This is a genomic window from Paenibacillus sp. SJS-P3, assembly GCF_056711585.1.
In genome coordinates, this window is sequence record NZ_CM160043.1 from 669,539 (window position 1) to 680,000 (window position 10,462).

Annotated in this window: 13 protein-coding genes (1 of these 13 only partly in view); 12 read left to right on the plus strand and 1 reads right to left on the minus strand. The window is 56.4% G+C overall.

Annotated elements, in window-relative coordinates:
• Positions 1-3 precede the first annotated feature (3 nt).
• The 11 genes from rpsK to AC06G8_RS03115 all read left to right on the plus strand — a co-directional run bounded on the left by rpsK (position 4) and on the right by AC06G8_RS03115 (position 9,364).
• Entirely contained in the window at positions 4-399 is a 396-nt protein-coding gene (gene rpsK, locus AC06G8_RS03065) for a 30S ribosomal protein S11 (RefSeq protein ID WP_021878306.1), read from the plus strand.
• Positions 400-526: 127 nt separating this feature from the next.
• Complete coding sequence (locus tag AC06G8_RS03070; protein WP_049868849.1) at positions 527-1,471, plus strand: DNA-directed RNA polymerase subunit alpha; 945 nt, start codon at positions 527-529, stop codon at positions 1,469-1,471.
• A 20-nt stretch (positions 1,472-1,491) separates the two neighbouring features.
• Entirely contained in the window at positions 1,492-1,857 is a 366-nt protein-coding gene (gene rplQ, locus AC06G8_RS03075) for a 50S ribosomal protein L17 (protein WP_048743581.1), read from the plus strand.
• A gap of 370 nt (positions 1,858-2,227) precedes the next feature.
• On the plus strand, positions 2,228-2,980 hold the full coding sequence (gene truA / locus AC06G8_RS03080; RefSeq protein WP_480284336.1) for a tRNA pseudouridine(38-40) synthase TruA: 753 nt from the start codon (positions 2,228-2,230) through the stop codon (positions 2,978-2,980).
• A 262-nt stretch (positions 2,981-3,242) separates the two neighbouring features.
• A complete protein-coding gene (rplM, locus tag AC06G8_RS03085; protein WP_048743578.1) occupies positions 3,243-3,680 on the plus strand; it encodes a 50S ribosomal protein L13 in 438 nt (145 codons plus the stop codon).
• 19 nt (positions 3,681-3,699) lie between these two features.
• Positions 3,700-4,092: a 30S ribosomal protein S9 gene (rpsI, locus tag AC06G8_RS03090; RefSeq protein WP_447665224.1), complete on the plus strand. Its 393-nt coding sequence runs from the start codon at positions 3,700-3,702 to the stop codon at positions 4,090-4,092.
• Positions 4,093-4,201: 109 nt separating this feature from the next.
• Positions 4,202-5,185, plus strand: a complete 984-nt coding sequence (locus AC06G8_RS03095) for a nucleoside hydrolase (RefSeq protein ID WP_480284337.1) — start codon at positions 4,202-4,204, stop codon at positions 5,183-5,185.
• A 149-nt stretch (positions 5,186-5,334) separates the two neighbouring features.
• Positions 5,335-6,027: a phosphoadenylyl-sulfate reductase gene (locus AC06G8_RS03100; RefSeq protein ID WP_447665226.1), complete on the plus strand. Its 693-nt coding sequence runs from the start codon at positions 5,335-5,337 to the stop codon at positions 6,025-6,027.
• Between the two features lie 20 nt (positions 6,028-6,047).
• On the plus strand, positions 6,048-7,217 hold the full coding sequence (sat, locus tag AC06G8_RS03105) for a sulfate adenylyltransferase (protein ID WP_480284338.1): 1,170 nt from the start codon (positions 6,048-6,050) through the stop codon (positions 7,215-7,217).
• Positions 7,218-7,366: 149 nt separating this feature from the next.
• Positions 7,367-8,173 (plus strand): N-acetylmuramoyl-L-alanine amidase CwlD, encoded by an 807-nt coding sequence (gene cwlD / locus AC06G8_RS03110; protein ID WP_480285373.1) that lies wholly within the window; start codon positions 7,367-7,369, stop codon positions 8,171-8,173.
• A 69-nt stretch (positions 8,174-8,242) separates the two neighbouring features.
• Positions 8,243-9,364 carry an Mrp/NBP35 family ATP-binding protein gene (locus AC06G8_RS03115; RefSeq protein WP_480284339.1) on the plus strand — a complete coding sequence of 374 codons (1,122 nt, stop codon included), beginning with the start codon at positions 8,243-8,245 and terminating at the stop codon, positions 9,362-9,364.
• 157 nt (positions 9,365-9,521) lie between these two features.
• On the opposite strand, the gene gerD is transcribed toward AC06G8_RS03115, so the two are convergent.
• Positions 9,522-10,208, minus strand: a complete 687-nt coding sequence (gerD, locus tag AC06G8_RS03120) for a spore germination lipoprotein GerD (protein WP_447665424.1) — start codon at positions 10,206-10,208, stop codon at positions 9,522-9,524.
• Between the two features lie 167 nt (positions 10,209-10,375).
• On the opposite strand from gerD, the gene AC06G8_RS03125 reads away from it, so the two are divergent.
• On the plus strand, positions 10,376-10,462 hold the 5' end (the start) of the coding sequence (locus AC06G8_RS03125; RefSeq protein WP_480284340.1) for a KinB-signaling pathway activation protein. It continues 549 nt past the right edge of the window; 87 of the gene's 636 nt are visible here — the first part of the coding sequence; its start codon is at positions 10,376-10,378; the stop codon falls past the right edge of the window.

A 10,462-nucleotide genomic window follows, 5' to 3' on the forward strand; every position in this document is an offset into this window, starting at 1 on the left:
ACAATGGCTAAACCTAAAAAAGTGGTTCGCACCAAACGCCGTGACCGGAAGAATATCGAATCCGGCGTAGCGCACATCCGCTCGACGTTCAACAACACGATCGTCACGATTACGGATCCGCACGGCAACGCCATCTCCTGGGCAAGCTCCGGCAACCTTGGATTCAAAGGCTCGCGCAAGAGCACGCCTTACGCCGCTCAAATGGCTGCTGAATCCGCTGCTAAAGCCGCTATGGAACATGGCATGAAAGCCGTTGAAGTCATGGTTAAAGGACCTGGTGCCGGCCGTGAAGCCGCGATCCGTTCCCTTCAAGCCGCTGGCCTCGAAGTGAACCTGATCAAGGACGTAACTCCGGTTCCTCACAACGGCTGCCGTCCGCCGAAACGCCGTCGCGTATAGTTCGTCGGTCTGTGGTATCAAATTGCTGCAACTTGTGAATAATGGTTGTGAAGGTTTGGCATACTACATGATTTGACGCCATTGAACGTTATTGATACGGAGCGACGTTTTGAAGGAGGGTACTATAGTGATTGAGATCGAAAAGCCGAAAATCGAAACCGTTGAGCTGAGTGACGACGGAGCTTATGGCCGATTTGTCGTCGAGCCCCTGGAACGGGGTTACGGCACGACACTTGGAAACTCGCTTCGCCGCATCCTGCTCTCGTCGCTTCCCGGCGCGGCAGTGACGTCCGTGCAGATTGACGGAGTTCTTCACGAGTTTTCCACGGTTCCGGGGGTCATGGAAGACGTTACCGAAATGATCCTGAACCTGAAAGGCCTGTCGCTCAAGATCCACTCCGACGAAGAGAAGGTGCTGGAAATTGATGCAGAAGGCGAAGGGAACGTAACGGCGGGCGACATCCGCGCAGACAGCGATGTCGAGATTCTCAGCCCTGATCTTCATATCGCAACCTTGGCTTCCGGCGCACGGCTCCATATGAGGATTTTCGCCAATCGCGGCCGCGGTTATGTGCAAGCAGACCGCAACAAGCGTGAAGACCAGCCGATTGGCGTCATCCCCGTTGATTCGATTTACACGCCAATTACTCGTGTGAACTATAGCGTTGAGAATACACGTGTCGGTCAGGTGACCAACTACGACAAGCTGACGCTTGAAGTATGGACGGATGGAAGCATCCGCCCCGAAGAGGCTGTAAGCCTCGGCGCTAAAATTCTGACCGAGCATTTGGACCTGTTCGTCGGACTGACCGATGAAGCTAAAGACGCGGAAATTATGGTTGAGAAGGAAGAGGACAAGAAGGAAAAGGTTCTCGAGATGACGATCGAGGAACTGGACCTGTCCGTCCGTTCTTACAACTGCCTTAAACGTGCTGGCATCAACACCGTTCAAGAACTGACCCTGAAGACGGAAGAAGACATGATGAAGGTCCGCAACCTGGGCCGCAAGTCTTTGGAAGAAGTTCAGGAGAAGCTCGAAGAGCTGGGTCTTGGCCTCCGCACGGAAGAATAAGCATCAAGGAGGGGAAATCGATGGCATACTCTAAACTGGGACGCGACGCAAGCGCGCGGAAAGCACTGTTCCGTGACCTTGTTACCGACCTGTTCCTGTACGAGCGCATTCAAACGACCGAAGCGAAAGCGAAAGAAGTGCGTTCGATTGCAGAAAAACTGATCACGAAAGCGAAGCGCGGAGATCTCCACGCCCGCCGTCAAGTGGCTGCATACGTGCGCCGCGAAACGATCGACGGAGAGCAAGACGCAATCCAAAAGCTGTTCTCGGAACTTGCGAGCCGCTACTCCGAACGCGCTGGCGGATACACTCGTATCCTCAAGCTGGGACCTCGCCGCGGCGATTCGGCTCCTATGGTCTTCCTCGAATTGGTTGACCGCGCGTAAATAGCACCCGCTGCCGCTGCCGGCGGCAAGCAAAAGGTGGACCTAAGCGGCCACCTTTTTTCTTTTGCCCTCCGGCAGGCCGTGCAGCATGCCTTTGACCCCTTTGGGGAACGGTCTATTTTTCGAGTTGTAGAGCAATTTCCAAGAATGAAGGGGCAGGCAGTGAAGCAGAAGAATGAATCGTGGAGAAGCGTCAGCGTTCGCCTTTGAAGCCGGATTTCAACATAAGCATAATCCTATCCAGAAATCGGGCTTCAACAGCGATCGGAACGATCATTCAGCTGCGAGCCACCAGGACTCCTTTATGAATTCATTGGGTTAGCTTGCACTGCAACGAGAACTAGTTAAGGCGGCCAAGGAGAGAAAAGCTTTGAGAAACATACGGATGAAGGTAGCCTACGACGGCACCGCCTACAGCGGATTTCAATCCCAGCCGGGAGGGAATACGGTCCAGGACGTCATTGAGCTGGCTATCGAGGTGCTGACGGATGCTAAAACCCATATCACGGCCTCAGGGCGCACGGATGCCAGAGTTCATGCCTTGGGGCAGGTATTCAACTTTTACACCGAGGCACAGATAGCTGTTGAACGGTGGTCCCTGGCTCTCAACAGCCGGCTGCCGTCCGATATAAGAATCGTGGAGAATGCGGTGGAAGTGCCGCTTGAATTTCACTCCAGGTATGCAGCCAAGCGCAAGACATACCGCTATTCGATCTATACCGGCAAGTTCAATGACGTCTTCCGCCGTAATTATCATTTTCATCATCCAGCACCACAATTGAACGTCGGGGCCATGCGCAGAGCTCTTGAATATATCGTTGGCGAACATGATTTCACCTCGTTCACAACGGTCCATTCGGACAAAACCTCGCATGTGAGGACGATTTACGAGGCGGAGCTTCGGCAGGAGGGCCCTAACCTGGATCTTTATTTGACGGGGAACGGCTTCCTTTACAATATGGTCAGGATCATAACCGGAACTTTGCTGCTCGTCGGCAAAGGCAAGCTGGATCCGGATTCGATGGGTGGAATCATTCTGGCCAAGAATCGTCAAGCAGCCGGCCCGACGGCCGTTCCTTATGGATTGACGCTGGTTGAAGTGGATTATGGAGAGCAATCTTGACTGCAGATGTTTGGAACGGTTTCCTAGGATAGATATACCGGTCTAATATCGTCAATTTATCGTGATTCGATTCCAAAAATCCTTGCACTGGGCGCTCCGTTATTGTAGTATATAACTTGTGCTTTCTTATTGGCTCTCCCACAGCCCCGCGTAAGAAAGTCACAACCCGAAAGGCAACACAAGCAACAACCTACCATGATAATTGACCTTGAAACGTGTGTTTCATGATAAATGATCGTAAACATTGAAGGAGGATCCCCTCATGCGCTCCACTTATATGGCCAAGCCTACCGAAGTTCAACGCAACTGGCACATCGTTGATGCTGAAGGCCAAACGCTTGGCCGTCTTGCCAGCGAAGTTGCAAGCCTGATCCGCGGCAAGCACAAGCCGCAATTCACTCCACATATCGACACCGGCGATTTCGTCGTTGTCATCAACGCAGAGAAAATCGTTCTGACCGGCAACAAATGGAATGACAAGAACTACTACCGTCACTCCATGCACCCAGGCGGTCTGAAAGTGACTCCTGCCAAGGACCAGCTGATCAAGAAGCCTGAGAGCCTCGTTGAGTACGCCGTACACGGCATGCTTCCGAAGAACCGTCTCGGCAACAAAATGAAGCTGAAGCTGAAAGTATACGCTGGATCGGAACATCCGCACCAAGCACAAAATCCGGTAGCTTACGAGCTGCGCGGTTAATTAGAAGGAGGACCCTACAATGGCTCAAGTTCAATACTATGGAACTGGTCGTCGTAAGCACTCCGTAGCACGCGTACGTCTCGTGCCGGGTGAAGGACGAATCATTATCAACAAGCGCGAAATGGATGAATACTTCGGTCTGGAAACGCTGAAGCTGATCGTTAAACAACCGCTTGCCCTGACGGAAACAGTCGGCAAATACGACGTTATCGTCATCGCGCATGGCGGCGGCACTTCCGGTCAAGCCGGAGCCATCCGTCACGGCATCTCCCGCGCTCTGCTCAAAGCAGATCCGGAGTTCCGTCCATCCCTGAAGCGCGCTGGCTTCCTGACGCGTGACCCGCGGATGAAAGAACGTAAGAAGTACGGCCTCAAAGCAGCTCGTCGTGCTCCTCAGTTCTCCAAACGTTAATATGTTCTACAAGCACCTTTTCCGCTGTCGCGGAAAAGGTGTTTTTTGTAGGTGACTAGGCAGTGAACCGTTCTATCACCAAGGCTTACATAAGAAAGGAAGATGGCCAATGAATTCGAATAACCGCAAACCCGTTTACTTCAATCATGACGGAGGCGTCGACGATCTCGTCTCCCTCTTTTTGCTGCTGCAGATGAGCGATGTCGATCTGATCGGCGTATCCGTGATCGATGCGGATTGCTACGTGGAGCCGGCCGTATCGGCGAGCCGCAAGATCATCGACCGTTATGGCGCTCCGGAGCTGAAGGGATTGGAAGTAGCCCGTTCCGATTCCAGAGGAAAGAACCCGTTTCCCAAGGACTGGCGCATGCACGCATTCTATGTCGATGCGCTTCCTCTGCTGAATGAGCGCCCTGAGGTCATTACGCAAGAGGCTGCGAAGCCCGCGCATCTGGATATCGTGGACAAGCTCCAAGCAAGCGAGGAGCCCGTGACGCTGCTGTTCACAGGTCCGCTCACGGATCTTGCCCGAGCTCTCGATGCGGACAGTTCCATTGAAAGCAAAATCGATAAGCTTTACTGGATGGGCGGGACGTTCCTCCCGGACGGCAACGTGCACGAGCCCGAGCATGACGGCACGGCGGAATGGAACAGCTATTGGGATCCGGAGGCAGCCAAGCGTGTATGGGACAGCGGCATCGCCATCGATATGGTAGCACTGGAAAGCACGAACAAAGTGCCGCTCATGGTGGAAACCCGCAAGGAGTGGGCGCAGAACCGCTGTCATGAGGGAATCGACTTCCTGGGCCAATGTTATGCGACCGTTCCTCCGCTCGTTCACTTCGCCACCAACTCCACTTATTATCTGTGGGATGTCCTGACGACCGCGGTCATCGGCAAGCCTGAGCTCGTATCCTCGAGAGATGCGACTTGCGACGTCATCCCTTCCGGTCCGTCTCAAGGACGTACAGTGGAAAAGGAAGGCGGAAGAAAGGTTACGGTCGTGGACGACGTGAACCGCGACGCTTTCTTCGAGTACTTGACGGAGCTTGCCCGCAATGCGGACAAGGACGGAGTCTACCGCATAAGATAGCCTTATCCAATGGATAAGAAATCCTTATGCGGCAAGTAATTTCGGGCTTTTTTGATGAATTAAACAATTGCTCAACGGCAACGTTCCCCGTATAATCATAGTAAAGCATAGTTTTTTACTTGGTATTAATGATTAGGAGGGGAACCACCTTGAACCTTTTGGAGAAAGAAGCCCTGATTACCGAGCAGGCGATTAGGCTGGAAACGGCATCGCCGGAGGAAATCCTCAAATACGCAGTCGAGACCTTCCCGAATATTACTTTTGCCTGCAGCTTCGGAGCCGAGGACGTCGTGCTCGTCGACATGCTGCAGAAAGTAAGCCCGCGGTCGGACATTTTCTATCTGGATACCGACTTCCACTTCGCGGAGACGTATGAGACGCGCGACCGGATGGAAGCCAAATACGGCATCAAGTTCGTTCAGGTGAAGCCGGTGCTCACGCCGGAGGAACAAGCGGCCCAGCATGGCGAGGAGCTGTGGAAGAGCGATCCGAATGCTTGCTGCAACATCCGCAAGGTCGAACCGCTCACCCGCATCCTGTCCCAATACGAGGCGTGGATTACCGGCATCCGCCGCGACCAGGCGCCGACGCGCGCGAACGCCAAGAAGATCGAGTACGATACCAAATTCGGGCTCGTCAAATTCAATCCGATCGCGGATTGGACTTCCGAGGACGTCTGGAACTATATCCGGGAAAACGAAATCATCTACAACCCTCTGCATGACCGCAACTTCCCGAGCATCGGCTGCGAGCAGTGCACGCGCCAAGTCGCTCCGGGCGAGGATCCTCGCGCCGGACGCTGGTCCGGCAACGACAAAACCGAATGCGGACTGCATAAATGAGTCGCGGGGAGGATAAAGACATGGCAAGCATCAAGCCTCATGGCGGAGAACTGGTGAACCGAATTGCCGAGGGAGCCGAGCGCGAGCGTCTGCTGCAGGAAGCCGGCGGCCTTGCGGCTTTGACAGTAGATAATTGGACGATCTCGGATCTGGATCTCATCGGCGTCGGAGCATTCTCGCCCTTGACGGGATTCCTCGGCGAAGAGGATTACCGTTCGGTCGTGGACCGGATGCGTCTGACAAGCGGAACCGTGTGGAGCATTCCGATTACGCTGGCTGTAGACGAAGCCTTCGCTTCCGAATTGTCAACGGGACAGCGTGTCGCTCTCAAGGGCGAGGATGGAGTCGTCTATGCGCTGCTGGATGTGGAGAGCGTCTATTCGGTCGATCAGAATCATGAAGCCATGCAAGTGTTCAAGACCGACGATCTCGAGCATCCCGGCGTCAAGAAGCTCTTTTCCCGGCCGAATACGTACGTGGGCGGTCCGATCACCGTGCTGAACCGGCCGCAGCCGGAAAAGTTCGGCGAGTTTTATTTCGATCCGGCCCAGACGCGCCAGATTTTCGCCGATAAAGGCTGGAAGACCGTGGTTGGCTTCCAGACGCGCAATCCGGTCCACCGCGCCCATGAATTCATCCAGAAATGCGCGATGGAAATTGTAGACGGCCTTTTCCTCAATCCGCTTGTCGGAGAGACGAAATCGGATGATGTGCCGGCCAATGTGCGGATGAAGAGCTATGTGGCGCTGCTGGACAATTACTATCCGGAGAGCCGGACGTTTCTCGGGGTGTTCCCGGCGGCTATGCGCTACGCTGGCCCGCGCGAAGCGATTTTCCACGCGCTCGTGCGCAAGAATTACGGATGCACGCATTTCATCGTCGGGCGCGACCATGCCGGAGTCGGCGATTACTACGGCACCTATGAGGCGCAGGATCTGCTGAAGACGTTCCCGGCGGAAGATCTGGACATCACCCCGCTGTATTTCGAGCACAGCTTCTTCTGCAAGAAATGCGGCAACATGGCCACGAGCAAAACTTGTCCGCATGACAAGTCGGAGCATGTCGCGCTCTCGGGCACGAAGGTGCGCGAGATGCTGCGCGGAGGCATCTGCCCGCCTCCGGAGTTCTCCCGTCCGGAAGTGGCTCAGATTCTCATCGAAGGCATGCAGGAGCAGCCTGCGAACGCGTAAGCCGGACAAACCGGAATGAATGAACGCCCTGTCCCATATAAATGATTAGAGCGCGGATGGCTTGCCACATGAGCCCCGGGCTGCCGATCATGTATGCGGGATGGGGTGTTTTTTTGACAAAAAAAGTGGCCGGAGAAAATAGGCATGGTCTGTACCGCAGCCGCAGGCGCGTCGTCGTCTGGATGAATCCGCGGGGCTGGACCCGGCTGGGCGTCATCGCAGGCATGCTGGCGATCCTCGCATGGATGCTGACGGAGCAGATGCCGGCGGCCCGCACATGGAGCGACTGGTCGATGCCGCTGAGCGGCAAGACGATCGTGCTGGATGCGGGTCATGGCGGGCCGGACGGCGGCGCGGTCAGCAAAAGCGGCATGGTCGAGAAAGATCTCAACCTGGCGATCGTGCTCCAGCTGCGGGATTATCTGCAACAATCGGGCGCCCTTGTATACGTGACGAGGGAAGGCGATACCGATCTGGCTTCCCCGGATACGAAAGCCTACCGCCAAAGGAAGAGCGAGGATTTGGCGCAGAGGGTCAAATTCGTGAAGGACCATCAAGCGGATCTTATGATCAGCATCCACATGAACAGCATCCCTTCGCCCAAATGGTCGGGAGCCCAGACGTTCTACTATCCGAACCATGAAGGCAATGCCGCGCTTGCAGCCCTCATCCAGGACGAGATCCGCGTCAATCTGCAGAATACGGAACGCGTGGCCGCCAAGGCTCCCAATACGGTGTATCTGCTCGAAGCCGTCGATATGGTGCCAAGCGCTCTTGTCGAGGTCGGCTTCCTGTCTCATCCGGGCGAGGCTGCGAGGCTTGGCGACGCCGGTTACCAGAAGCAGGTGGCGGCGGCGGTCTATCAAGGCATTCTCCGCTACAGCAGCGGGGAACGTCCTTCCGGCAGCTCCTCCAGCCCGTCTTCGCCGCTCCCTTCTCCAGCGGCAAGGCCGTAGGAGAGGAGAGAAATTCGATTTCATTATGCTATAATGGAATGGATTTATGCGGAAGGTGGAGAGTGGAACATGCTTACACGTGAACTCGTGACAGAGGCCGTCAATTCGGTGACGGCCACTTTTGCCGCGGACGGGGTTGCCGTCCGCGATATTATGGTGAGGGACGGTCAGGTATCGCTGACCGTCCTCACCCCCGGCGGCGGCGCGCAGCCGCCGCTGGAAGCCGCGCTGCGCGAAGCGCTGGCGCGGACAGGGGCCGAAGCCGTGCACCTGCGGCTGCGGCCCCTCGAGGCGCCGGCCGGCGGCGCAGCCACCGCCGCGGCAGGCGCCCCGGGCGCGGCAGCGGAGGCGAAGCCCGCTGCCGGCGCCGGCACAGGCGCCGCACCCGTGCGTGGGCACGGGGCGGGCCTGGAGGCGCTGCCGCTGCTGGCCGAGCGCAGCGGCACGCAGTTCATCGCCGTCGCAAGCGGCAAGGGCGGCGTCGGCAAGTCGACCGTCACCGTCAACCTGGCGGTGGCGCTCGCCCGCAGGGGCAAGCGGGTCGGCTTGATCGATGCCGACATCTACGGCTTCAGCGTGCCCGACATGATGGGCATCGAATCGCGGCCGGAAATCGTGGACGGCCGGATCGAGCCGATCGAGCGCTTCGGCGTGAAGGTCATCTCGATGGGCTTTTTCGTCGAAGACAACAGCCCTATCGTCTGGCGCGGCCCGATGCTTGGGCGGATGCTGCGCAACTTCTTCCAGGAAGTCGAGTGGGGAGAGCTGGACTATGTGCTGCTGGACTTGCCTCCGGGCACGGGCGACGTCGCGCTCGACGTTCACCAGATCTTGCCGCAGAGCAAGGAAATCATCGTGACGACCCCTCATGCGACAGCCGCCTTCGTCGCAGCCCGCGCCGGCGCGATGGCCATCACGACGCAGCATGAGATCCTCGGAGTCGTGGAGAACATGTCCTATTACCTGAGCCCGTCGACCGGCGAGAAGGAATATGTGTTCGGACGCGGGGGAGGGGCCAAGCTGGCGGAGACGCTCCATACCTCGCTGCTCGCTCAAGTGCCTCTCGGCGCGCCGGACAACCATGTTTCCGAGCCGGACTTCTCTCCGTCGGTCTACAAGGCGGAGACGGAGACGGGAGCCATCTATCTGGAGCTGGCCGATCAAGTGATCAGGCTGGCGCCGGCTCATTGATTGTCTGCATCACCATTCAAAAAGGGCAGCCCCGGCACGATCCGGGTGCTGCCCTTTTTGGCGTCATCATTAGCTGCTTTCCTTTTCCTGAAATCCTGGCATAATCCGAGTAGGCTCAACCACCTTTGCCGCCTCATCAGCTTGATGTTCCGCTGCCTTAGCCGCCGCTATCCTTGCTGTCGCCGCCACCGCCGCCGCCTTCTTCACCGCCGCTGTCGCCGCCACCGCCGGAGCTCGTATCCACTTTCTCGCCCGGCTTGACGCGAAGCTCTTCCTGAACCGCTTTTTTGAGCAGGTCGAGGATCTCCACGCGGAAGAGCGGATTGGACATCGATTCCTGCATGATGGTCATGACCTGCTTGCGGTATTGCGAGCTCATGAGCACTTCGAGAATCATCTTGTCCATCTCCGGCGTTTTCATCGCTGAGATCAATTCCTTCTGGTATCCGGGATCTTTCATCAGCTCTTTGTGGATATCCTTGTTTTCTTTGTTGACCGCCTTGGCGAAGTCCCCGGCAAAACGGGTGTCCGTCATCAGCTTCTTGATCACTTTGTCGTAATCCGGCGATGTGATCGTTTCCTTGACAGCCATGCGCACGCTCTCCGCATCCTGCACCGAAAGCGATTTGATGCCGCTGCTCGACGTTCCCGCAGCGCTCATTTGGCTTTCCTGCAGCGCCTTTTGGGCGTCCTCCGTCTTCAGGATGTCGATCACCATGGATTTCATGTCTTTGTAGCTGGTCTGCTGGCCGCCTCCTCCGCGCGGCTCGGCTCCGCACCCGGTCAGAAGAACGGCAGCAAAAGCCGATATCGAAAAGCAGTACAAGGCCCGCTTGAGCTTCATGTCGAGAAATCCCCCTTCTTCGCTGTGCCGCCAAGTGTAGGATAGCGGCGATGGATACGTACAGTATGCGCGAAGAGAAGGGCGAATATCAGGGAAAGCCTTAGCTTTTTATTCCGTTCATGGTAAGATGAAGGATATGGCCAATTTCTCTGGGGGGATACATCCGCATGACGATCCGCAAGTGGTTTCACCTGTTCTGGACAACGCTAGCCTTGGGAGCCGCGACGACACTGATCGTCGGGGTCCTGATGCTT